The following is a 24,681-nucleotide window of genomic DNA, read 5'->3' on the forward strand; positions in this document are numbered from 1 at the left end:
TATCATTCTCCGGCAAATCAATTCCGGTAAAACCTTCGCCCTCTTTAACGGTTGTAAAGATACTTAATCTGATAAACTGCCACTTTTTTTAATCAAAACATAATCCTCTACTACATAAGTATCTAAAATAGATTTTTTATAATTTATTTTTAATAAATAATTGTCAATAATATCTTCTCTCTTTAAGTGGTTAGAATTTTGAAATCCTATACTGTATTTATTTTTGTTAAAATAAAAAAGTAATCTATCTGTCCTACCAGAAATATAATTTGATACTTCACATTTTTCTGTGAAAATTTCATTATCCGTTTTATAGATGATATATTGATTTATCGGAATTTTAAGAATTACTGCCAATAAAATTGAAAAAAAACCGACCGTAATTACAACAAGAAAATAGTCCAATATCGTTTTCTTAGACTTCGCTTCACTCTTAATTTCCAATACAAATAATATTAAAAAAGACATAGAAAACAATATCCAAAATATATATTTTGGAGGGTTTAATATTAATTGATTATCTTTTAAATATAAAACTATACCCAATGCCAAAAGGAAATAAATCCATTTACTTTTTAAAATTTTATTAATCATCTTTTTTCTGTTTTTCTTTTCTTATTTGATTCGCTTTTTTTGAAATAGTCCCTTTTGCGACAGCATCGCTTGTCTTTTGTTTTAAAAGTTTGCCTGTACTTTTTAAGGCCTTAGACGCATCTCTTTTGACTTTTTCAGCATATCTACTAATTCTCCCTGACGATTCTCCATTGTTTATTTTATTAATTAATTTACTAAACTTTTTTATTAAGGATTTATTTTCAGTTTTTAAATTAGATAATATTTCTTCTGCCTTATTTCCAAAACCTTGCTCAACCAAAGTTTCGATTGAAGATTCTAAAAATATACTCATTAGGCCATCATCACCTTCTAACAATTTATCCATATCAAAGTGACCATCTGTGTCATATTTTCCTTTACTGTAATTATCAATAATTTTTGTAGTCATTTTAGATACTGTGCCTATTATCATTTTACCTGCTCTTGAGTTAGCAAATTTTTTGATTTTAATAGCAGTAGCTGTTCCCGTTGGAGTAACAGATGATATAGCATATGAACCTACAGCACCCCATGTCGCAGAAGCCCAACCAATATCATCATATGCCTCTTGAGATGATTTACCTTCAATTAACATACCTCCAAAGTAATCCATACCAACATCTAATGCAAAACTTGACACTGCATCAATTATGCCTGTAATAGGGTCTTTACCATCAGGATCAACTAAAACAACGGGATTATTCAAACAATAAACATAAGCCCCTACATTTGGATATTTCTCCACCAACGGATCCACATTTAGCCAAAGTGAAGTCTTCATATCCAAATACCTAGCTCCATAATAGCTAAGATTTGTCTCCCTATCCAATTCCTTCCCATTAAACAAATAAGGAGAAGAAAAAGATGATGAATGTTCTTCAAACAAAATCTCACCAAAAGCAATATACTCTATATGCTGTGATATAGAACCATTTTTTGTGGTAATATACGAAGTACTCCCCAAATGATCCGGATGAAAATAAAAAATATCATTCTCCGGTAAACCGATTCCGGTAAAACCTTCTCCCGCTTTAACGGTTGTTGGTTCTATCGGGGGGCCAAATTGTACGGGTGGTCCCGGTACATCTCCCGGTGCATTAAAAACAGGATTTCTTGGCCAGCCTTCCGGTGGTTCCTGATTTTCTTCTACTGGTTTCAACACTTGACTTGGATATGGATCTCCTGTAAACTCAGGCGTTGCATAAATTCCATGTTGCGTTGGAGGTCCGGGAGGAACACCTAAGCTTTTTACATAATTATCCATCGCTTTTTGTTGCTCAGCGGTTAGTTTAGCATAATTTACACCTCCGGCTGTTATACCTAATGGTTGCGCGAATGTACCATTCCCCAGCTTACTCACGATTCGTCCTGCTCCTTCAAAATAATGTTTCGTAAATTTTCCTTTGCTTATTACAAAATAGGGACTTACATATCCTGTGTAGTTATCGGTATGTACTATTGTTGCAGCGGTCTGTCCATTTACGGCTACATTCTGCGAATCACCCGAACTTTTTATTATTCGCTCACCAGCGGCATCGTAGGTATATTGATGAATTCGTCCATTGTCATTGATTCCCATTAAACGATTTTCTTCATCCCATGTCATTTTTCTGAAGCTCTTTTCTTCGCTATAACTGGTTGGGTTTCCGTTGCCATCGTAAACATACTGGCGTGCTTCTGATTTTCCTGACTCGACAATTTTATTTGGTGCATTAGGATGTAACTCGTTATCGTAATTGTAATCTAAAACATATCCTTTTTGCTCATTGTTTACAGTATGCACCAAATCTTTTTTGGTGATATTATGCATTTTGTTATAGCTCATGTTTAACTCATAATTGGCCTTCGTAAACTCGCCCTGATAAGTTGCTTTTGCTGATTTTAATCGGTAGTAATCATCATACTGATAGTCATGAGAAGACGTTCCCCCTAATGTATTGTTCACGATTGGTGCCGTATTTTTTATATTCAATACGTTTCCAACTAGATCATAACCGTACGAATTATTCATTACTTGTCTTGAAGCACTTTTCACCTGCAACTGTTGTAATCTTCTCATTACCGGATCATACGTATAATTGGTTTCGGTATCGTTACCGTATTTTAAATATTTACGTTGTTCGAATTCGTCATACGCCAATTGTTTGATGTACTCATAGGTATGACTTTCTTTCTTACCTTTCATACTTTGTAGGTTTCCGGCACGATTATAAGTATATTCAACTACTTCGCCATCAGGATAACTCATCTTTTGTATACGGTTCCAAGTATCATACTCAAACTGCAAAATATAAGTTTGTACATCGGTTGGGGTAATACGCAGCGTACGAATTTCTTTTTCTACTTCGCCTAGTTTACCATAGAAAAATTCCTGACCTCCACTTGCATCTTGTACGAACCATAATCTTCCTCGACGAGAAGCCGTTCCGTCGGCTTTTCCATAATTATACTGTACGTTGTTTTGTGGATTTTTAGGATATTTTATACTTTCTAATCGGTTAAAATTGTAAACATATTCTATTGCCCCTCCATTTGGGACTGTATTTTTTATATCCTGTGTAATTCGGCTCGTCACATTGCCAGCCAAATCATATTGCATAGTTGTAGTCCCCGTATCTGGATGTACGAATTCAACACGTCTTCCTAACCAGTCATAACTACTTTTAGTTATATGATCCATTGGATCAGTCACTTTAATCATTTCTCCCAAAGCATTGGTTTCAAATTTCGTTACCAAATCATTTTGCATACTGGCTATATTCTGTCCGGTAACATCTGTGTAAGTTTGATTTATTTTATTTAAAGCGTCTGTTTGTGTAGTACGTAATACTGGTAGTCCATTATAGTTTTCTATTCCAAAAGTGGTCGTGTTGGTACTTCCGTCTGGTAATGTGACTTTTATAGCACGTCCTACCTCATCATACTCCATTTTAGTTGGCATTACGCTTGATAGTGCTGTACTCAAAGTTGCATCGATTGTTGTCGTCGTCGTTGGATAATAACTAATTATAGATCGACCTAGACCATCATAAATATTTTTTCCGGTTACAATCTGTGCTTCCTGATCCGGACTTCCGGCCTGCGTAAATAAACTGGCTGTTTTTTTTACTTGTAAAGCTCTTCCTAATCCGTCCGTATAAGTATAGGTCTCGATGTCCTTGTCTAATTCGGGATCATAATTTTTAGTTTTTGCATAAGGTACTTTTGCTTCAGGGAAATATTCGTAAGCAATTGTATAGGGTTTACCCGAAGCAATTTCATAAGGTGCTTTTATAGTGGTCGGACGACCTTTACTGTCCAGCGTATAAATCATACTTTGATCATTACGGTCAGTCGTTTTCAATGGAGCACCGAAACGATAATCAAATTCCACTTTGTTTCGGTAACCGAATGCATCTTTGATCTCGGTCATGTATTGATGGTTCTCGGCATCAAACACATAATCTAATGCCATACGTTGTCCTTTATGATTGGCTGGCCCTGTTATTTTTTGCAAATTTCCGTAGGTATCATAACTAATATCAGTAATTGCAATTTTATCAGCAGCACTGTAACTTTTAATCTGAATAACCTCCGCAGTTTTAGTGTTGATACTAGTAGCTCTTTTACGACGTAGCCCTTCAGTCGTAAAAACTTCTAACTGTTTTGCAATTCCTCCAAAATAAGGTGTCGTGCTTTCATAATAGCTAATTTTGGCGGTTACTTTATCATCTGCACTACCATTTCCTAAATCTTCATACTGAGTAATATTTCCATTTGCGTCATACGTATTAAAAATATTAGTTTCTAAATACTCACTACCTCCTTCATACATTTTTTGATTCGTATGTATCAGTCCTACAAAAATACGTTTGGCATCACATAGCGGTAAATTCAAATCAGAAACCGAAACACTTGCCTGCGTAGCCACATCAATAAAACTATATTCGTTTTCTGATTCCTGACGCATTTTGTTGTTTTTATCTAACGTATAACTGTGCTTTAATAGATTCTTCCTAAAATAATCCTGGTTATAAAATTCTTGTACCGTAGTTAAAAATACTGAATTATCAGCAGCGTCAATTTGTTCTTCAAACACCTTTGCAAAACCATAAAACTCTCTTTCACGACGATCATGGTAACCGTCTTCGTATCTGAATTTCGCAATAGAATGATCAATACCATCACCAATATGTCCGTCAAAAACATCAACGGATTGTAAAACCCATTTAGACGCAGGATTTTCATATGTTGGCTTTAATAACTCATATTCGACCACATAGCTATTTCCGGCTGCGTTGGTAACGCTTTTTAATTTGTTGGTTCTTTTTATGTTTGAAAGACGTACAATTAAATTATTCTGATCTTTTGACACGATGTAATCTATGTTTCCATCCCCATCGACATCAGAAAATGAAGCTTCGGAACGAGATGTACTGGCCCCAAAACTACCACCGATACTTGGTGTTAATTTCATAACAATAATTGGTGGAACCAACGGAATGTCATAAGAAACACCAATACTGGCTCCGTAACTAACGGATTTATTTCTTGACATCGCCGAATATTTTGGATAAGTAATAGGGGTACCAAAATAATTACCCATATTCAATTCAACCAAAACATCATTGTCACGATAGGTAATTTTATCTGCTAATCCGTCTGAGTTCACATCCATAAAGGTATTTGTCCCGTCAGAAACAGAACTTCCATAATTCAAACCACCGGAGAAGGAACCATTATAGATGCTATATCCTAAATTGGCACTAAAATCCTTTGACTTTCCTTTATTGATAAAATTAAGATTCGTCCAATTTTCTTCAGGTAAAAAGCCGTATCCGGTGTTTAAAGACACTCTTCCGTCAGCTATGATTTTATCAGCCAGTCCATCACCGTTTACATCTGAAAATACCTGCTCGGAATGGTCTTCTCCTTTTCCTATATTTCCACCTAAGGAAACGGATTTACCTCCTTTTTCGGCATCTCCGGAGGCTCCTGTTTGCATGTAATTTTTTGTAACGGCTGCTTTACTGACACTTAACTGTAGTGAATTTGCAGGTGAACCATGGCTATAACTACCGGACAAACTGCCTCCCTGAGCTGTATTTTCGGAGTGGCTAAAATCACCTATCGCAGCTTTATTGCCAGTAAGTCCTCCTGTAGGCGAGGTAAACTGCACCTGACCGTCCCTGATATAATCGGGGAAACCATCACCGTTAAAATCACTCATGGTCTGCACCACATAAGAATCTCCTTTAGAAGTACTCAAACCTCCACCAACAGGGCCCGCACTGGCACCGGCAGCAAAACTTTTACTTTTGCTTTCGGTAATCATATCAAATGCTGCTGTCGCTCCTCCTGCTAAATTGTTTGGAGGCAACGAAAAATCGACATACTCCGCTATATCGTCTTCTCCTAAACGGGAACTTCCAATAAATTCATTTTGAATAAAAGATGCTTTTTCTGCACCAAATACTATATTTTCGGAATAAATCTGGGTAGACTGAGTAAAATAATCTTTGAAACTTTCAAAGCCCGGAGGCATCGCATCCGGATTCAGATTGTTTAAATCCGGAAAATTGTTTGGGTCTACACTATTGGTCTGCGGTTTTAATCTCGTTTGGTCAATTGTAGTACCGGCAAGATTTCCATTTACAATAAAACTTCCCCAATTTCGGTACAATAACCCTAAAGTAATGGCTTCCGATGGCAGGTTACTGTAAATTGAAAATTCAGTTGTAGTTTCATTCCAAACCACAGGTAGCAATGGATCTGTGATCGCATCAACCATATTATAAGCAATTTGTAGCGCATTATTTTTAGGATAAGCTCTGACAATATCTGTTAAAGTTGGATCACTTACATAGAGTTCCAATTCAATTGGAAGGTCTTTTTTAGCCTCTACATAGGCATAGGTACCATCAAAAACGGAAGTCGTTTCTACCAATGTTCCATTGACCACATTAAACGTTTTTCTAGCCACTAAATTAGTACCCTGTTTGGCAGAAATTACTAGTCTACCATTGTATCTTGAAGCGGCAGGACCTGCAATTAACTGGTAATCTGCCGGATTTACAGATAGATTTAATCTACCGTTAATAGTAGGTTTCTTTCCTGTTATAATATAGTTTCCATCTATTTTATTATAAAACGAATGCGAGATCTCTACCTTTTTAATATTGTCTTCGGGTCTTGTTCCTGCTACTCCCGGAATCGTAACGGTTGGATCAACCACCAATGCTTTCAAATCAATATTCGTAACCGTCTCAATCCTCATTCGCACAAAAGCATTGTCTTCTGCAATAGCAAAACTAAGTGTCGCTAAATCTAAAGTAACAACTTCTGAAGCTAAAAATCTCTTTTCGTACAACGCCGTCTCGTTTACTGAACCTACTACCGTTTTAACCACTTTTAAAGTAACGTGATCTGATGTCAGCGGTTTTTTAAATTGCCCTGAAAAACGAATCAATCCGGCTTTTGGAACTATTATCGGATTGGATGAACTTACAAAAAAGTCTTTCGAAGCCTGATAGGTTTTTAAAGACAATAAGTTTGCATCTGCAACAGTAGTAACATCAATCAATTTATTTCTTACAATCCCGCTCTCATTATAATAATCGATTGCTTTGGTGTATTCAATTTTTGGATCCCAAACCACTTTATCATAGTTACCATCCTTTATAGAACTTACCCTGAAATACAAACGTTCTCCTTTTTGAACAGACAAAGTTGTAGCCGGTTTTATTTTTAATGCATAATCATCAGCTCCAATAACCTGATCCCATATCAAATTGTTGTTTTTTTGAAAATACAAATGCACACCATCTGCTTTCCCCTGTCCGTCACGCGTTTTATACTGCTGACGTTCTACGGAAAGATCTTCTAGTAAGGCAAAACTTTGGGTCACAGTAATTTCTCCCGTTGCCGGAGCCTGCCATACTCTTACCACATCATGCAAAGGATTTTTATCTAATAATTCCTGTAATTCCTGAGTACGATCCGGAGTCGTTATAATTAGATTTCCATCACCCGAAACTGGCGAAGGAGTTCCTGAACTGTTGGGTAGAAAATGAGGTACACCATTGATAATACGGTTGTAATATACTTTCCCGCCATCTGCAAAATCTACCAGTCCATCCCCGTTAAAGTCCATAAAGTAACTTTGGGTTTTATTGGTCGAGCGCTGTTCGTCATAACCGACATTTACAGAAGCCGATCCAAAACCTACGGTCGCGTCAACTCCCCAACTGAATGTTTTTGATTTCGTAAAACCTAAATTCCCCAGATTCTCAATGCGAATCGCCTCTCCAAAAGCATTCTGCCCTGAACCGTATAAGTTTTTGCGATAATAAACATCATTACCAATCTTAAAAATTTTATCCGGAAATGAATCTCCGTCTAAATCTTGTAAAACGACAGAAACGTCTGATGATCCCCAGCTATTTCCTCCGTGTGGTCCTATCGTATTCGATTTAAAAGTCCCTAAAGTAGGAAGTCCTATACCTATTCTGTAATTGATTCCGGTTGAAGTTCCATTGGTACTTCCGGCTAAAGTATGATTGCTTTCAAAGTCTTTAATTCCTGTGAATCCCTGTTTGATATTATCACTTGGAACACTCCATACCTGCTCGGGTCCAAAAGGATTGTATTTGCCTGAAGTCTCTCGTACATCATCAAAATAATCCAGCGTATTCGTGTAGAATAATTTCGATTCTGAATCGTATTCAGCAACCGATTTCAGTAAGGTTTTCTTAAAAGCTCCTTCTTTATAATTCAGTTCATAACTGCGAATCATTTGATTTTTATAGCGAACTTCTATCTTTCGCAACAACTGATTGTTCGTTTGTTTAAAACCAAGTCTGGCCGAAACCTGAACATCGGGTCTGTTTACTTCTCCTAAATCGCTATTTTTAATGAAAGAGACACTGTAATTTCCTTTTTCTGATCCAAAACCGGTGTAATAAACATTTTTAAGATACAGCTCTCCGTCTTTTTTATCGTATTCATAACTAACTGAGTTTCCTTTTAAATCGACTTGAAAACAAAGTGCCCAATGACCAATATTTCCCGAAGCATCCTGCAATACTGCATTTGTTGCCAGACCGGATGCATTTCCACCATAATAACTGGCGACACCGCTTTTGTCTCTTACCACCCAATAATAATCTTTAGTCGAAGATCCTTTTCTGATAATCTGCTGGAAAGCGCCTTCTCTTCTTGGATAAAACTGTTTGTCTGCTGTTCTGCCAACCCAGGTCGCTCTATGTGAATTAGGGATTAACTGTTCACCCGCAATCGCATAACTTTCTGTTTCGTTTTGAGCATCATAACGTGGTGCCCCCCAACGAGTTTCTATACTTACTGCAGGAGCCGAAACATCCCAACCCGTTCCTGCCCAACTGTGCCCACCATCACTATCATACTGCAAATTAAACGAAGGCTGCATACCCCCTCTTCCACTTGGTAAAACAATACTAAAACCAGTACTCATCGTTCCTCTTCCGTTTGCTGAAGGTGGTGCGATCGATTGGATTCCAACCAACGGACTTGCTGCTTTTAAATCTTTTATAATTGTTGGTGTATACCCTGAAGTTTCAGGAGATTCGGGCATTTTTATAATTCCGGCAATAAAATCCGTGAAATGTGTTGTTTTCGCAGTGATAATTCCTCTTTTAATGTCTAACGAATCTTTGCTTACTTCTTGCCAAAGACGTTTGTTTTCATCAAAATAAAAGACATTGATATCTTTCTCTGTATAACCTTCCGGAATTGCTTTTTTATCAAATGGAAGTGATAAACGTACCGCTTTTTCGAAAAGAGTTCCGTGTGGTAATAATCTAAATCCGGCATTTGCTCCCGTAACGTTAACCATTGCGGAGTTTAAAGGCGCAATATCAATTTTACGCAAGCCTCTTACCGACACCTGAACATCTGATTTTAATGCTCCTAATGGAAAAACTGCAAAAAAATCTTTATACGAAAGGGTATTAGCCGTTTTAAAATCGATGGTCTTAGAAAAACTTTCTTTAGCATTTTCAAGCGGTCTGAAAGTATCTGCTTTTAAGAAATCATTGATTTTTAATTTTTCAGTGCTACCAACTCCTGTTGTGGTTTCTTTATAAACCGTAACATATTGATCCGAATTTAAATCTTTTCGATCCAAAATCAATTCAAACTCCGGCTGATTGACATTAACAGCAATACAATCAATACTCAATTTGCTAATATGCGAAGGAAAATTAGTCCCTTTGATATACAATTTATCATCCGATTTTAATAAAGTATACGTACTTGAAAGTTTTAATGGACGATATACAATTTGTACGTTTTTAACTTTATAATTATTCGAAGTTCCTTCGGGAGCGGTGAACAATATTACGTTATCTCCCTGTCTCAAAGATTTTTCTGAAAGCAATTCTGATTGTAAACTCCAACTCGTATTCTTAGACAAAAATTGTCCCCCGATACTCGCCTGATTATTTAAACTTCTCGAGATCGAAGCCGACTGATCGTAACCGTATAATTCATACTCCAAATAAGCATTTTCATAAACAGTAGGCATCTCGTTTATCGCAAGATGAAAAACATTGTCGTAGGCATCATCCGTATCCGATTCGTCTTTTACCCCAATAAAACCTTCTTTGATATCGGCATCAAATACTTTTATTTTATTAGCTGCTTTTGGAGCTGTATCAATTGAATCTGTTACTGTAGCTTTACTTTCGTTTTCGTTTTCAAAAAGATCTTGTGCAAACGAAGAAACTACAGGATAGTTCTTAAAATTCACTGCAAACAAAAAGGAGCTTACTAAAAGGACAAGAATTATAATTTTATTTTTCATATAGTAATCGACTGGGAGCAATCGTTTATTTTATTTATTCGTATAAAATATTTAAATTTTAAGCAGTCAGATTATCGCACAATAACTTTAAAAGTCTTTGTTCCGAAATCTGAATTAACGGTAACGAGATACATTCCTGATGAAGCTTTAATCACATCATCGTAAATGTAATTTTCAATCTGAGAAAACTGCTTTTGTTGTACCAAAGTACCCGTTGGACTATAAATACTAACCGTGGCATTTGTTTTTGTGGCAAACTGCATGGCAATAGTAAAATGACCGTCAACAGTAGGATTTGGATATAAAATCAATACACTTGAGTCTGTATTTTCTTTTCCATCTGTCGCAATTGCAATTTTACTTGACGTTTTACATTCCTGCTCATTAGACAATCTTAGCTCATAATTACCTGGCTGATCTACGAGAATTTTAGGATTATTATCGATAAAATTACCCTCGTAATACCATTCATATTCATAATTCCCGGTTGGCAAACCAAGACTTGCGTCCAGCGTTAAAGCGTTTCCGTTTGTTAATTGATATTCTGATTTTAAGTTGGGAACTGTACCTTGTTTGTCTGCCACAAAAACAGTTTCCGAATATAAATTTCCTTTGGCGTCTCTTACGATATAATCATAATTCCCCGAAGAAAGTTTCACTCCGTTGCTGCTTTTTGCTGTTTGGCTCCATTGTTTTAAAATGGTTTCAGTTCCTTGTTTTTTAACGGTTACTGTGAAGGGTCCTTCTCCGCCTTCAATCGTATAATTTAATTCTCCTGAAGCATTTACACCACAATTTGCCTGCGTAATCCAGACACGACTGAACATTTGAGGCGCTACTTTCAAAGTAAATTTAACACTGCCTGATTTTTGCTGATCCCAGTTAAAATCTTTTAGTACCAATTTTTCTTTACTCGATGTACTTCCTAATTTAATGTACTCGGAATTATTCTCCTCATAAGTTCCTTTTCCCGAATGATCTACCAACAACCAGTAATAAGTGTCTTTAGGTAAAGTACCTTTGATAAATTTTGGATCAAAAGTCCAATCCAGGTTTAGATCTGAAGTACCTGCAAAATCCAGTTGCCATTGTCTGTCAATACCTACTGGCTCTCCTTGTTCTTGCTTTTTTACGAGAAGATTTTTTGCATTATCACTCCAAAAAACAAAATAATCATTTGGGATTTTGTTCGTTTTACTTTTAAGTTCCATCGTCAATAAACCTTCTTCGGCCATATTACTGCTTTTTAGCTGCAGCAATCCACTGACATCGTCTCGCCCTACTGCCGTAATCGAAGACTGAAATCCTTTGTGTTTATCGTTGTCCCAAATGGTCATCCCCGAACTGTTGAGATAGTTTTTGATTTCAAACTGTGACAGTGAAATACCGTATTTAACTGCCAGATAACTGGCTACTTTCTGAGTTTCAACACCTGATAAAACACGGTTATAAACCAAAATTTCGCTTATGTTTCCGTTGAATTCTTCGGGTGGTAATTTTTCAAACTTAGATTTTAAACCAATAGTAAGCGTAGAAGGTTTCGCAACAGTGTCGGTTATGTTTTGCTGGAAAAAATGAATATTCGCCTTTTGAAGTTTGACTTTTTCGTTGTACGACCTGTAACTGTATTTTTTCAAATCAACAAGGCGTTTATTTGTTGCAACAGAAACCGTTTTTTTAGTATCATTTATCGTCCATAAAAGTTGTTCTTTCAAACTGTCTTTTACTTTATAAACCATAAATACGGTCTGCTTTTTTTTGCTGTTAACGCCCAAAGGCAGGACTAAAGAATCCTGAGCGGTATCAAAAATAATACTGGGGTTAAAATTAAAAGCCGTTCCTTTTTGCGTATTCGTTGGTACTTTTGCTTCTGTTTTAGTAAGGCTTTCCCAATAGTAAGCGTCGTTATTGGCTCTTGATTTTATCCAAAAAAAAGGTTCCTGAACATTGCCGGGTACGCTTTTTTGTTGTGCAAAAACCAAACTACCTGCCGTTGTGGACAGCAGCATTAGCAGTAAAAAAATCTTATTATTCATATCTCCTGATTTTCAAGATGATCGTTTATTAAAAATTACCCAGGTCATCAAAATCAAATGAATATCCAATAATCAATGAAATACTGTTCATTTTATTTTTGTTTTCACTGTAACGATGGCCATTTTCTTCGGTAGTTAAAGCATCCGTAAGTCCTAAAGTATAACGGGCACCAGCAGACAAATTCGAACTGAATTCGTATCCAGCCGATAACATTCCGTAAAAATAATTCTTACCGGTAAGCGACTCTTTCAGTACTTTCTGTACATTGGCGTCAGGCTCAAAATAAACACCTGAATTACCAAATACTTGCTGAGCGTTAGAGCTGTATTTTATATTATTGCCGTCCAGATTAAAACCTACATAAGGCCCCACACCAACATAAAAACCTTCAATCGGATAATATTTAAAAGACGCTCCAACGTTTATATAACTGTATCCAAAAGTCATTTTGTATTGAAGTCCCTTATTATCTTTATAATTTAAATCTGTCCCCTGCATGGAATAAGAAACTTCGGTCTGAATAGCTACATTGGCATACGGGTATTTCCAATTGATTACAAATCCCGTCGTTGCACCAAACTTTCCTTCTTCCTCTAGCGAATATCCCTGATAAATTCCTTTGGGTACTATCACATCAGGAAGATTAGACATTTTAGAATAAATTCCACCTGCAAAAAAGCCATACGTAATCTCTTTGTCGCCTTGTGCGAACAAAGATTTTGTGCTTACTAAAAGAAGAAGCAAAATAAATTTTTTCATTTTTTTAATTGAAATTACCATTGATGAAAACTATAACCTAAAGAGAAACAAAAGACACTGCTCTTGTTTTGATTTTCGATAAACTGAAAAGAGGAAGCATTACTGTTTACTACATCTTTTACACCTAAATAATAGCGCATATCAAAATGTATACTTTTATGCAATTCATACCCAACCGCAAAACACAGTGAAAAGTCATCCGCTCCGTTAAGACCGTCCTGGTAAAACTGTCTTGTCGCAACATCGTACATTCCTCCGGCTTCATTCGAAGTATAAGTAACATTATTAGGAGATAAACTAATGCCATAAAAAGCACCAAAACCCAGATTTAATCCTTCGTAAGGATAAACTTTATACAAAGCACCAATTTCTAAATAAGAATAATTGAGTCCTAATTCAAATTCTTTTCCTACCGCATCGCGATAAGAAACTTTCTCACCGGATTGTCTGAACAGAATCTCCGGTTGTATGGCAACACGGGTATCATGAAGTTTGAAATTTAAGAAAAAGCCACCTTCTAAACCGTAAGTGCCTTTACTTTGCATAACGCTGTTGTCAAATGTATTGTCTCTGCCTTTTATGCTTTCCGGCAGATTACTGATTTTAGAATGTAGTGCGCCAAATTTCAAACCGTAGGTTATATTGGACTCATTTTGACTGTAAAGGGCTGTAGTAAAAAAACAAAAAAAAATTGATACGTATTGTATTACTTTCATGCAAAAAATTTTTGCGAATATATGTATTAATAATAGAATACTCGATCAAAATAATCGACAAACAACAAATTAATCTGTCAAAAGGAGTCTTTTTCCCGTCAAACAACCAAAAACTGGTACAATAGAGATCCGTAAATAAAAGGCTAGAAAAGATAACGTAATAAAAAACTTTCAAAAAAAATACCGTAGAAAATTTTTACATTTAACAGTATTAAGAGCGTGCAAATTTTCAATTTAGCAGACCTGTAAAATAGTTTCCTTAAATATACTTATTTTAGAAGATTGTACATTATTAGACGCATTCAATCAGAACACTTAGACCTGCAAAACATTATTAGCGTTGATGATCCAAAATAATAAGAATTAAATAAGTAACTTAGTTATTTAGTAACTTTTTAGAATCAAATAATAAACTTAACTCACAGCGATGGTATATGATGGAAAAAACGGAGAGTACTTTGAACTACAAAAAATCGATAGTCACAACAGCAATTTTTTAAAAAACACAAAAACACAAACCCTGCTTCTTATTTGGTTTACCTCTGATCAAAACAAACTTACAATAGATGGAATACCTTATACTTTTGAAAAAAATGAAATAGTCTTTCTAACGGAATTTCATAAACTTGAATACGAAAACATCAAGACTATTAATTTACTGAAATTCAACAAATCGTTCTACTGCGTTTTAGATCATGACAGTGAAATTGGCTGTAAAGGAATCTTATATTATGGCGCAGCAGCAAAATTACCCATCATAAAAATTAATGAAGTACCGTTAGAAATAATGCAAACGGCATGGAAAATGGCTACTTTGGAATTTGAAATGAAAGACAGTCTTCAGCTCGAGATGTTGCAAATGATGCTTAAACGAATATTGATTACCTGCACCAGGGTTTACAGAATGCAATCCCTGAGCAGCATTACGGGTACAGAACAAAATGATTTGATACGGAATTTCAATTTCCTGGTAGAGACTAATTTCAGAAGTAAACATACTGTTGCGGATTATGCTTCCCTTATTTACAAATCCCCGAAAACAATCTCCAATACGTTTAAGAAACTGGGAACAAAATCACCTCTCAAATTTATTCAGGAACGTATCATGCTCGAAGCAAGACGTTTAATCTCTTACACAGATAAAGACATTTCTGAAATTGCTTATGAATTAGGGTTTAATGACATACAGACCTTTAGTCGTTTTTTCAAAAAGAACGAAAAAATAGCCCCCATACAATATCGCAAAAAAAATACGCCTTGAATTTGTTTAAAAATAATAAAACTATGATCGGACTAGGAATGGCAGCCATTGGCAGGCCTCACTATATCAATATTAAAAACAATTCCATTTCAGATAGGAATTTTGATTTGGCTGTTTTTAAAACGCAAGGAAAACATTTTTTAACCGAAGCTTACCAAGCCGGAATCAGACATTTTGATACCGCACCCAGTTATGGAGTTGCAGAAGAAATACTATCAGAATGGATTGCTGAATTCCAGCCAAAAGACATCATCATTTCAAGTAAATGGGGATACACTTATGTCGCCAATTTTGACAAAAATGCAATAGTACACGAAGTAAAAAATCATACACTTGAAACGCTGGAAAGACAGTCGAAAACTACTTTTGAAAGATTAAAAAACATTCAAATTTACCAAATTCACTCGGCGACCTTAGAAAGTGGTGTTTTGGAAAACCAAGAAGTACTAGAAAAATTATACCAAATTAAAAAAGAGCGAAACATCGAAATTGGCCTTTCTACTAGTGGTGTCAATCAAAATGAAATCATTAAAAAAGCCCTTCAAATAAAATGCAATAACGAAGCACTATTTGATGTTTTTCAGGTTACTTACAACCTCTTAGAGCAAAATCTTTTAAATTTAAAAGAAGAACTAAAGTTCAAAAAGGTAATTATAAAAGAAGCAATGGCTAATGGCCGTATCTTTTTAGACAAAAATGACGGCCTCCAAATTTTCCAAAACTTAGCAACTAAGTATAATGTAGGTATTGATGCGATCGCCCTTCAATTTGTAATCGCTACCCTCAATCCATACTCTGTACTTAGTGGTGTAACACATCTCGATCAACTGAACGAAAATCTTAAAGCAAACTCTTTTTCTTTAGAAGATCATGAAATCGAACTTCTAAAAACCGTAAAACAAACGCCTGAAGACTATTGGGAAGATCGAAAAAAACTGAGTTGGCAATAAAGTTTGCTTTTCACAAAAACAAAGAGGGAAAAATTGCCAATTGATAAGGACAACCAGTCTACTAATTAGGTCTTGTTCTGAACGAACTTTGTACTCTAAAAAACAAATAGTATGAGCAATACAGAAAAAACAAGCCCAAAAGCAGCTGAATTACGAGTAAACTATTGGATTGACGGAGACGGAAATAAAACAGCTCCAATTCGGTTAAAGGATCACAAAGGAAAATTTAAAATAATCTACGAATTCCAAAACTGGTGTCCGGGTTGTCACTCTATTGGATTGCCTTCTCTAAAAAAAATGGTTGATGCTTTGCAAGAAGATAAAAATGTTGTCTTTTTTGCTGTCCAGACTGTTTTTGAAGGTTTTGATGAAAACACAGCCGACAAACTTCGTGAAAACCAAATAAAATACGATCTAAAAATCCCGTTTGGACACGATGACGGTTCTGATTATGGAGAAAAAAGAGCGACGGTTATGACGGATTTTCAAACCGGAGGAACACCTTGGTTTTTATTGATTGATGAAGAAGATACGGTTGTTTTTTCAGATTTTCACATCAATGTAGAAGGCGCTATTGCTTTTCTAAAATCAAGAAAAATGTAGTAAAGTCAGAACAGCTAAATAAAAACGGTATTAAAAGAAACGAATACCAACACGATTAAATTAACACATAATGAGACTAAAAATAGGATTTGGAGGCGGATGTCATTGGTGTACGGAAGCTGTTTTTCAAACTTTAATTGGTGTAGAATTGGTCGAGCAAGGCTGGATTGAATCTGTCGAGCCTCAGGATTATTGGTCAGAAGCCGTGATCGTTCATTTTGACACTGATTTAATTTCACTTAAAACATTAATCGAGATCCATCTTCTTACGCATGCCAGCACTTCAAATCATAGTATGCGAAGCAAATACAGAAGTGCTATTTACTATTTCGATGAGCAACAAAAAGAGGAAAGTTTAAACTTCATTTCTGAATTACAAACCGAAAATACAGAAAAGTACATTACCCAGATTTTGCCTTTTGTACAATTCAAAATAAACAAAGACGAATTTTTGAACTACTATAAAACTCGAAAAGAAGCGCCATTTTGTGAAACTTACATTCGTCCGAAACTAAATTTATTGTTCCAAAAATACAGCAAATACACCCTTAAAGACTAAAAGGGAAAAATAAACAAATTTGCAGGAAATCGGGTTTACAAGTAACGCTTTCTTTCGCCCTAACTTTGTACTCTAAATCAGAGATATGAGCCATTTAGTAAAAATAGACAAAGAACAATTCGTCAAGGATCTATCACGGTATTCTTTAGTAAAAGGCACCATCGAGGGAGCACCTTTATGTCCGTACGGCAATCACTACAAATGGGTTGGTTACGATCACGAAACCAAAACTTTTGTCCGATTTACAAAATCAGTATTCTTGAATTTAGTAAATCAAGTTAAAAACGAGTATTGAATTATACTACAAAAAACAGTGAAAAAGAACCATTAGAAAGGAGTAGTTCATTACAATTTCAATTATTTAATTTAAGTTGCTAGTTGTTTTATGTTTGAAATTAGACCGCCTATACCTCATTTCTGAATTATAATAATGTAAATTTCTAGTAAAAATTAAAATAGTTGCAAAAGTATCATTTTGAATAGCCTCCTGCTTCAGCTGGAGGATTACAAGAAGTTCAAGATCTAATGGCTTTAGCCGAATTATACCCCGGTTCTTTCGGCTAAAGCCAATGATACACATCTCGATCATTTACCTCCAGCTGAAGCAGGAGGCAAATCAATCCTTTTGCACTTTGGCCAAACAGGATCAACCAATTATTAACTAGCAACTTGAATTATTTAATAAAAACTTAACAACCAATCGTTGGGTACAATTTATTAATACAAAAGAACAGCATTAATAAAACATAAAAAGGGCGTTTCAGATAAAATAAATTGAATAAGCTATGTGCAAAATTACAATTTTATTAAAACACTTTAAATAAAGCATCACTTTCAAAACTATGTTTCTATGTGTTAAAAAGAATTACAACCAACAAGTTATAACTTAAAAAAAACATCATGCTAAACTGGAACGCTATTATAAAATACGCCAATCACGGAAATCCAACTCCTCCAAAAAGAGTAGAAAAAACACCTGAGGAATGGAGTAAATTACTAACCGAAGAAGAATTCCGTATTACACGACTAAAAGGTACAGAAAGAGCCCACAGCTCTGACATGTGCAGTTTTTTTGAACCTGGAAAATACGCTTGCAAATGTTGCAACACGCCTCTTTTTGATTCAAGTGAAAAATTCGAAAGCGGAACGGGTTGGCCCTCTTTTACACAACCTGTTGCTATAGAAAATGTCGCTTATATCAAAGACGTAACATTTGGAATGGTACGCGTAGAAATTACCTGTAACATTTGCGACTCTCATTTAGGTCATGTTTTCCCCGATGGTCCGGCACCTAGTGGACTAAGATATTGCACGAATGCAGTTTCACTAGTAAAAACAGAAAACATTTAACACTACTCAGGAAAATCTTGAGTACGTATCAATTTAAAAAAAACAGCTATGAGTGATATAAAAAAAATAGTATTTGGTGGAGGATGTTTTTGGTGTACAGAAGCTATTTTCTCTGAGGTTGAAGGGGTCATTGCCGTTAAAAGCGGTTATAGCGGAGGAGCAACAATAAATCCTACCTACCGTGAAGTATGCGATGGCAGAACCGGACATGCAGAAGTTGTTGAAATTACTTACGATGCCCAAAAAGTTCCGTTAGCCCTACTATTGGTTATTCACCTGACAACACATAACCCAACCACGCTAAACAAACAAGGTGCTGATCACGGAACACAATACCGCAGTATTATTTTTTACGAAAATGATGCCGAAAAACAAATCGCCGAAAATGCCATAAAAGAAGTACAGGAAGCTTTTGATGACCTGATTGTTACAGAAGTAAAACCAATCGAAGAGTTTTACATCGCAGAAGTTTCACATCAGGAATATTACAAAAACAATCCCAATGCAGGTTATTGCCAAGCGGTAATTGCACCCAAACTTGCCAAGTTTAGAATGTTATACCAACAGATTAAAAAAGTTAGTTAATCAAAAAAAGCGAATTTCCTTAAAAAGAAGTTCGCTTTTTTATTCGTTTCTATGAGTAAAGTTCCTATTTCGATTCTAATCGATAGAGTTAAAAGAATGCTTACTTAAACAACCTAGTTTTAACCGAATAATACTTACTACAATCCCATTAGCTTCTGGGCTGCCTTTTTAATCTCTTCAACGGTTTTGCCATTACCATCACCACTACCTTTAAAATAGTAAATTTTAAGGTCTCGACTCGCTATTCCCCTGTATTTGGTAACTGTTTTTTTATTATCGTACGAACTACCTTTCTTTGTTGCTACCGGGATTCCGAGTGCTTGAGCAAGCGCTAGAGATATTTCTAAACTTTCGTCATTTTTTCTGTAATCCGTAAATATGGCAGCACTTTTTTTCCCATTATCAAGATTAACAACAAATGCGATATCACAATTTTTAATTCCCCGCGCTTTCCACTTGGGACTTAAGGTGATATACGGAATTGTTTCAGCATCAGCATATCTGGCAGCACTGCTCTCCGGTTCATTTCTATTATAAGGAGTAGTTTGTGACACAAAATAACCATCAGCCTGGAGATAACCCTCATAATCATCACTTTGACCGATACGTTTTTTAGCAATGCCATAACCCCTGTCTTTTTTAAACTTATTTTGAGTTGCTTCTTCTCGTGTGATCCCTCCATTTAGATTATACAATAATCCTTCATTATTTGGATGATAAGCATGCCTGGCTCCATCTAAATTAAGAGCCAGAGTCTTAGTTCGAAAAATATGCGTGGTGTCAACTGCTGTGGTCTGCGCTGAAGTCCAACTTACGAATGTGCTGAAACATAAAGCAAAAAGAGAATACTTTTTCATATTTTAAAAATTAAAATTACACGTTCAACAAGTGAATAATTAGTCTTAAATTTCAAGTAGACCGCATACTAACTTACTATACAACCGCCACTTTAACACTTTAAAAACAAAAATCTTAACTAATATTATTCCTTATAAAGTTAGTTATTCAATCGCTCCTACTCACCAGTACAAACACCTGTTTCTCGATTTTTTGAGAACATAAAAAGGATAAAATTTTAAAACAAAATTAAATACCCAAAAAACCAAAGCTGACAGGTTTCAAAAACCTGTCAGCTTTAATTCAATACGAAACTTTTTGTGTGATTTACTTCATCTTATTCGCTTTCAATCAGATCTCCTTCGTTAAAAGAACAAACGGAGCATCTACCCTTTTTAAACTTTACGGCTTCGCGACTTTGTGAGATTTTTGTTTTTCCAAAACTTTTGATCCTTTAATACAATACGGAAATTCCAGTTCTACCGAAACGTATAAAACAAAAAAGCCACTCGATGGAGTGGCTTTTGGTGAACTTGGAAGTACAAAATTCGAATCTTTTAATAGAAGATTTGAAACTTTTAGCGGACTGTTTTGAGGAAATAATTAAGATAACCAGTTAAAAACTAAAATAGATAATCTTTGTTAAATGTATATGTAGTTTTTGGATAAAATTTTAAAAATTTAAAATTTTAGATTCTAAAGATGGGAAATAATCGATAATATTTCTTTCGTCTTGAGTTATATTTTCAATCATTTTATAGCAAAATTCACTTATACTTTCTTTTTCTTTATAAGTTAAAGAGTTAGAAATAATATTATTAGTGTTTGCAGGATCAATGATTTTAATAAACATTATATTTTCAGCTAAAAAGTTAATTGTTTCAAGTAAACATTTTTCTATTCCATAAGGAATTTGTTTTTTTTCAAAGGCTTTTTTTACTAAAAACTCAATGTGGATTGACTTCAATTTTAAATTGTTTTCAACTTTCCATACTTTTAATAATCGAACAATTTTCTTTTCTTTAGTGGAAAATTGCATTTTTTTTAATTGTTTCAGATAATTAGTTTTCTTATACGTTGGTTTTTCAAAAAAACCAGTATTATTAACATATAAATAAGTATCTCCTGAATTATTATCGATTTGTCTTAAAGGAATAACATCAATCCTTTTTATTTCATTTCCAATATTAAATTCTAATCCTATTGAATGTTTTTGCTCCCTAATTCCTACTAATTTTGTATCTTGAAATTCGTCAAATATAAAATCTGAAACTGTATAATACACATTTTCAATAGAACCAAAATCTCTTTTAAAAGGAATTTGAATATCTATATCTGAACCGTAAATTGAAGTGTCTTTTGTAATAGAACCGTTTAAATTAGGATAATTAGCAAGTTCTTTATTAAATTTAGAATCTAATTTCTTTCGAACCTTTTCAGCTTTTTCAAGTAGCAATGTATTGTCATCTTTATAGTAATTCAAGGTTCTATTCAAATATTTTGAAACATTCCCAACTGAGGCAATAACTTTTGACATTTTATTATCCCTAATTAAACCAATTGCAAATCCACCAGTTCCACCTACTAAAGCACCAGTTCCAAATGATTTTAATAAATTTATCCAATCAAATTTTTGGCCAGCATTCTGATTACTTAATTGTTGAAAAATATTAATTGCAGCATTTCCGAGACCAAAAATTACTGCTCCATTTGTTGCGTATTTTACAGCTTTATTCATATTAATCTTCTTTCCTTATTGATTCAACAAAACTCAAAGTAGACAATATGCTGTGATATAAAGTAAATTTTGAATTAGCAAAATTTAATCTAGGATTTCTATCAAGATTTTTAGAAGTGTAAGCAACAAAACAAACATCTTCATCACTCTCTTCAGACATTATACTGTCAATTTCAGTTTGAGAAAACTCACCATCAATATTGTTGAAAATTATTAAATCGTGTTCCGGAATTGTGCCAGTAGTATTATTTATTCTATAAATTAAATGTTTAAATTTAAAATTTGACATAGTCTTCTTGACTTCATCTTGAGCATCTTCAGTCGGACTAATTACAATAATTTTTTTCGTGTTCTTTAAACTAGTTTCAAATTCTTGATTACTTACTAACTTTATAATTTCTTCTCTCTTTTGCTCAACGATTGTTTCTATCTTATCATCAATCAATTTCTGGACCTTTCTTTTAATTCCCCAAATTGTCATATAAAAGCCCCAAAGTGTTGTTGGAATTCCAAGAATTAAAATAAGTTTAAGCAAATTTTCAACATCTTCATACTTACTGTCTAATTCTTTTTTTAATTCATCCTTTGCATTTTGAATTTCAATTTTAGATAAATTATCTATGTTACTTTTGTATTCTTCTAAATAACTAATTCTTTTTTCCAATTCAATTGTCTTATCTGGCGCATTTACAGCAAATAATATATCACAATGAATCATTACAAAAAACAACATTACAACTATTTTAACCTTATTCATATCTATATAATTTATTTTTAAATTGAACATAAAAACCAAGTTCAATCTTGGCTTCATTATAGCCTATAATTAACATTACAGGATTTGATATTGAAACATCTTCATGATTTGTTATTGAAGTTATGGCACTAATATCTGTACCGCTAGGTATTGGTAAATTATTAGGATGTGTATGCCATTCGCCTACATAATACTTTTGGGGATTTTCATTATAATAATTTCTCAATTTATCTTCTATTCCTATGGTATCTCTCTCAAACAAATATGGCGTTGCCTTATATTTATTCGGAAGAATTGTATCAGTAATATTCAATTGAGTTTGGTTATTGGAATAATGACCTATTAGAAAACCTCCAAATTCATTTGGATAATGTTGTATTCCAATATCAATAATATTTGAAAGCAAAGCATTTTCAACATTAATTATCAATCCTATTTCCTTATTTTTATATGTCAAAATTCGTTTAGTTTAATGTTAAATTCATTTTCATCTTCAGTTTTCAACACAAAGTTTCTTAATAATTTACTGTCATCTGAAAATTTTAAATTTAGATGTTTGATTGCAAATTGTACAAGTGTATTTATATCATTATATGAGGCTTTAAAAGTTGGATTCCAGCAACCAGTTGGGTTATGAATATCTTCCAAATCATTTTCTAAAACATTTTCAAATTGATTCATAACCCAATCATAACTTTTTGGTTCAACTGAACAAACTAAATCTTTTGCATTGTTTGTAATTGACATTGTTATCAAGCGTTTTAAATCAAGTTGATTTAAAACGTACATTAAATCATTATCCGTTGAACAATCAATTATTAGATCATAAGAAGCTAACGGTTCTTCTAATTTACTTTTAGAATTATTTATACCTTGCAATATCTTGGAATAAAAGTGTAACATACCACTATCTAAAATTCCAATTTCTACAAACGGAGAAATTCTAAATAATTCATTTGATAGATCATCTACTTTATTACATACACCAGTTAGAAACGAATATTCTGATCTGCAAACATTTTCCGGCTCTTTTATGTCAAAATCAACAATATCAATCCTTGTACAACCACATCTTGTCAAAGTTGTAGCAACAATACTTCCTATGGCACCCACACCAATGATTAAAATTTTACTTCTGGTAATTTTATCCCCTAATTTTCCTCTTCCAAAAAAATAATTATAGGAACAGTTTCTTGTAATACACCAAATAATATTTTTATCAATAAATCTACCTTTCCAAATTTGATTCTCTTTGAAAGATTCGATAGGAAATTTTCCAATTTCTAAAATTGCTACTTGCCAATGTATTTCTAAGTCAGAAATCTTATAACCAATTAATAAAGGAATTGGATCCCCTTTTATTTTTTGATTATTTTTTTGAACATTGTCTAAAAATTTTAAAAAATCTTGTGTTACTAGACTTTTTAAATCTTCCCAATTACTAATTATAAATTTTTTCCTTGTTGTGGGAGGATTATCCAAAAACACAAATAAACCCATGTTTTTGTTCCCTAATTGCTTAATGGAATTGCTCCATTTGCATTCTGTAATTATTCTACTGAATGGATCTTTAAAATTTTGAACAATATGATTAGTAATCGTTTTGTCAAGATATAAGCCATCGTTTATTTTTGAATAATCAAAGAAACCAAATTGATTTTTATTAAAAGAATAATCAACTTCTGTAAACAAGTAAGAAAAATGAATGTTATTAAATTCTTTCGGTTGAAGAATTATGTGCTCATAATGATTATCATTTTCTTTATTTAAATAATATTTTAAGATCCATCTTTTTAATGAATTAATATCTATTTCAATTTTTTTCTTTAAATCTATATTATGAGAGGTATGAATACAAATAGAACCATCTCCCATAACATGGCCATATTCTAAAAAGCTAGTGTTAGAAAAAGTTATTGATTCAGTATCTAGTCTCTTCAATGGATATTCAGGGTAAATCCTAACATCAAAAATTAGAATTTCTACGCTATTATCTAATGAGACCTTTATTTTTCCAACAATATTAAAATCACAATCTGAACTAAATGGAGTTTCAATTGAAATTCCATTTAGTTCAGAAATGACTTGTTGTATCTTATTTAGTCGTGCATCCAT

At 34.0% G+C, this 24,681-nt stretch carries 17 protein-coding genes; 7 read left to right on the plus strand and 10 right to left on the minus strand.

The window, feature by feature from the left end; all coding sequences use genetic code 11:
• Positions 1-63: 63 nt before the first annotated feature.
• The 5 genes from LNP23_RS19525 to LNP23_RS19545 form a co-directional block, all read right to left on the minus strand.
• Complete coding sequence (locus LNP23_RS19525) at positions 64-594, minus strand: hypothetical protein (RefSeq protein ID WP_230002505.1); 531 nt, start codon at positions 592-594, stop codon at positions 64-66.
• A complete protein-coding gene (locus LNP23_RS19530) occupies positions 587-10,414 on the minus strand; it encodes a SpvB/TcaC N-terminal domain-containing protein (RefSeq protein WP_230002506.1) in 9,828 nt (3,275 codons plus the stop codon). Before LNP23_RS19530 ends, LNP23_RS19525 begins: the two co-directional genes overlap by 8 nt.
• Before the next feature lie 71 nt (positions 10,415-10,485).
• Positions 10,486-12,450, minus strand: a complete 1,965-nt coding sequence (locus tag LNP23_RS19535; RefSeq protein WP_230002507.1) for a T9SS type A sorting domain-containing protein — start codon at positions 12,448-12,450, stop codon at positions 10,486-10,488.
• A gap of 28 nt (positions 12,451-12,478) precedes the next feature.
• Positions 12,479-13,210 carry an outer membrane beta-barrel protein gene (locus LNP23_RS19540; RefSeq protein ID WP_230002508.1) on the minus strand — a complete coding sequence of 244 codons (732 nt, stop codon included), beginning with the start codon at positions 13,208-13,210 and terminating at the stop codon, positions 12,479-12,481.
• A 14-nt stretch (positions 13,211-13,224) separates the two neighbouring features.
• Positions 13,225-13,926, minus strand: a complete 702-nt coding sequence (locus tag LNP23_RS19545) for an outer membrane beta-barrel protein (RefSeq protein WP_047773459.1) — start codon at positions 13,924-13,926, stop codon at positions 13,225-13,227.
• A 427-nt stretch (positions 13,927-14,353) separates the two neighbouring features.
• Between LNP23_RS19545 and LNP23_RS19550 the strand changes: the two genes are divergently transcribed.
• The 7 genes from LNP23_RS19550 to msrA all read left to right on the plus strand — a co-directional run bounded on the left by LNP23_RS19550 (position 14,354) and on the right by msrA (position 19,234).
• Positions 14,354-15,187: an AraC family transcriptional regulator gene (locus LNP23_RS19550; protein ID WP_230002509.1), complete on the plus strand. Its 834-nt coding sequence runs from the start codon at positions 14,354-14,356 to the stop codon at positions 15,185-15,187.
• 23 nt (positions 15,188-15,210) lie between these two features.
• On the plus strand, positions 15,211-16,137 hold the full coding sequence (locus LNP23_RS19555; RefSeq protein WP_230002510.1) for an aldo/keto reductase: 927 nt from the start codon (positions 15,211-15,213) through the stop codon (positions 16,135-16,137).
• Positions 16,138-16,248: 111 nt separating this feature from the next.
• Entirely contained in the window at positions 16,249-16,740 is a 492-nt protein-coding gene (locus LNP23_RS19560; RefSeq protein WP_230002511.1) for a peroxiredoxin family protein, read from the plus strand.
• 70 nt (positions 16,741-16,810) lie between these two features.
• Positions 16,811-17,299, plus strand: a complete 489-nt coding sequence (locus LNP23_RS19565) for a peptide-methionine (S)-S-oxide reductase (RefSeq protein WP_230002512.1) — start codon at positions 16,811-16,813, stop codon at positions 17,297-17,299.
• An 85-nt stretch (positions 17,300-17,384) separates the two neighbouring features.
• Entirely contained in the window at positions 17,385-17,594 is a 210-nt protein-coding gene (locus tag LNP23_RS19570) for a hypothetical protein (RefSeq protein ID WP_230002513.1), read from the plus strand.
• Between the two features lie 605 nt (positions 17,595-18,199).
• Positions 18,200-18,649: a peptide-methionine (R)-S-oxide reductase MsrB gene (gene msrB, locus LNP23_RS19575; protein ID WP_230002514.1), complete on the plus strand. Its 450-nt coding sequence runs from the start codon at positions 18,200-18,202 to the stop codon at positions 18,647-18,649.
• Between the two features lie 48 nt (positions 18,650-18,697).
• A complete protein-coding gene (msrA, locus tag LNP23_RS19580) occupies positions 18,698-19,234 on the plus strand; it encodes a peptide-methionine (S)-S-oxide reductase MsrA (protein WP_230002515.1) in 537 nt (178 codons plus the stop codon).
• A 137-nt stretch (positions 19,235-19,371) separates the two neighbouring features.
• Here the strand turns inward: msrA and LNP23_RS19585 are convergent, their stop codons facing one another.
• The 5 genes from LNP23_RS19585 to LNP23_RS19605 form a co-directional block, all read right to left on the minus strand.
• Positions 19,372-20,091: a hypothetical protein gene (locus LNP23_RS19585; RefSeq protein WP_230002516.1), complete on the minus strand. Its 720-nt coding sequence runs from the start codon at positions 20,089-20,091 to the stop codon at positions 19,372-19,374.
• 653 nt (positions 20,092-20,744) lie between these two features.
• Entirely contained in the window at positions 20,745-21,809 is a 1,065-nt protein-coding gene (locus LNP23_RS19590) for a nucleotidyltransferase family protein (RefSeq protein ID WP_230002517.1), read from the minus strand.
• 1 nt (position 21,810) lies between these two features.
• The gene (locus LNP23_RS19595) at positions 21,811-22,566 is read right to left on the minus strand and encodes an NARF domain-containing protein (RefSeq protein WP_230002518.1); all 756 of its coding nucleotides are present in this window, start codon (positions 22,564-22,566) and stop codon (positions 21,811-21,813) included.
• Positions 22,559-23,023: a Mov34/MPN/PAD-1 family protein gene (locus tag LNP23_RS19600; RefSeq protein ID WP_230002519.1), complete on the minus strand. Its 465-nt coding sequence runs from the start codon at positions 23,021-23,023 to the stop codon at positions 22,559-22,561. Before LNP23_RS19600 ends, LNP23_RS19595 begins: the two co-directional genes overlap by 8 nt.
• Entirely contained in the window at positions 23,020-24,681 is a 1,662-nt protein-coding gene (locus LNP23_RS19605) for a ThiF family adenylyltransferase (protein WP_230002520.1), read from the minus strand. Before LNP23_RS19605 ends, LNP23_RS19600 begins: the two co-directional genes overlap by 4 nt.

The organism is Flavobacterium cupriresistens, from assembly GCF_020911925.1.
Lineage (GTDB): Bacteria > Bacteroidota > Bacteroidia > Flavobacteriales > Flavobacteriaceae > Flavobacterium > Flavobacterium cupriresistens.

Bases quoted from the DNA above. Each gene is read 5' to 3' on its own strand.
- LNP23_RS19540 (WP_230002508.1), bottom strand. From the start codon at position 13,210: ATGAAAAAATTTATTTTGCTTCTTCTTTTAGTAAGCACAAAATCTTTG.
- LNP23_RS19545 (WP_047773459.1), bottom strand. From the start codon at position 13,926: ATGAAAGTAATACAATACGTATCAATTTTTTTTTGTTTTTTTACTACA.
- LNP23_RS19570 (WP_230002513.1), top strand. From the start codon at position 17,385: ATGAGCCATTTAGTAAAAATAGACAAAGAACAATTCGTCAAGGATCTA.
- LNP23_RS19590 (WP_230002517.1), bottom strand. From the start codon at position 21,809: ATGAATAAAGCTGTAAAATACGCAACAAATGGAGCAGTAATTTTTGGT.
- LNP23_RS19550 (WP_230002509.1), top strand. From the start codon at position 14,354: ATGGTATATGATGGAAAAAACGGAGAGTACTTTGAACTACAAAAAATC.
- LNP23_RS19530 (WP_230002506.1), bottom strand. From the start codon at position 10,414: ATGAAAAATAAAATTATAATTCTTGTCCTTTTAGTAAGCTCCTTTTTG.
- LNP23_RS19560 (WP_230002511.1), top strand. From the start codon at position 16,249: ATGAGCAATACAGAAAAAACAAGCCCAAAAGCAGCTGAATTACGAGTA.
- LNP23_RS19595 (WP_230002518.1), bottom strand. From the start codon at position 22,566: ATGAATAAGGTTAAAATAGTTGTAATGTTGTTTTTTGTAATGATTCAT.
- LNP23_RS19585 (WP_230002516.1), bottom strand. From the start codon at position 20,091: ATGAAAAAGTATTCTCTTTTTGCTTTATGTTTCAGCACATTCGTAAGT.
- LNP23_RS19555 (WP_230002510.1), top strand. From the start codon at position 15,211: ATGATCGGACTAGGAATGGCAGCCATTGGCAGGCCTCACTATATCAAT.
- LNP23_RS19525 (WP_230002505.1), bottom strand. From the start codon at position 594: ATGATTAATAAAATTTTAAAAAGTAAATGGATTTATTTCCTTTTGGCA.
- msrB (WP_230002514.1), top strand. From the start codon at position 18,200: ATGCTAAACTGGAACGCTATTATAAAATACGCCAATCACGGAAATCCA.
- LNP23_RS19565 (WP_230002512.1), top strand. From the start codon at position 16,811: ATGAGACTAAAAATAGGATTTGGAGGCGGATGTCATTGGTGTACGGAA.
- LNP23_RS19605 (WP_230002520.1), bottom strand. From the start codon at position 24,681: ATGGATGCACGACTAAATAAGATACAACAAGTCATTTCTGAACTAAAT.
- msrA (WP_230002515.1), top strand. From the start codon at position 18,698: ATGAGTGATATAAAAAAAATAGTATTTGGTGGAGGATGTTTTTGGTGT.
- LNP23_RS19535 (WP_230002507.1), bottom strand. From the start codon at position 12,450: ATGAATAATAAGATTTTTTTACTGCTAATGCTGCTGTCCACAACGGCA.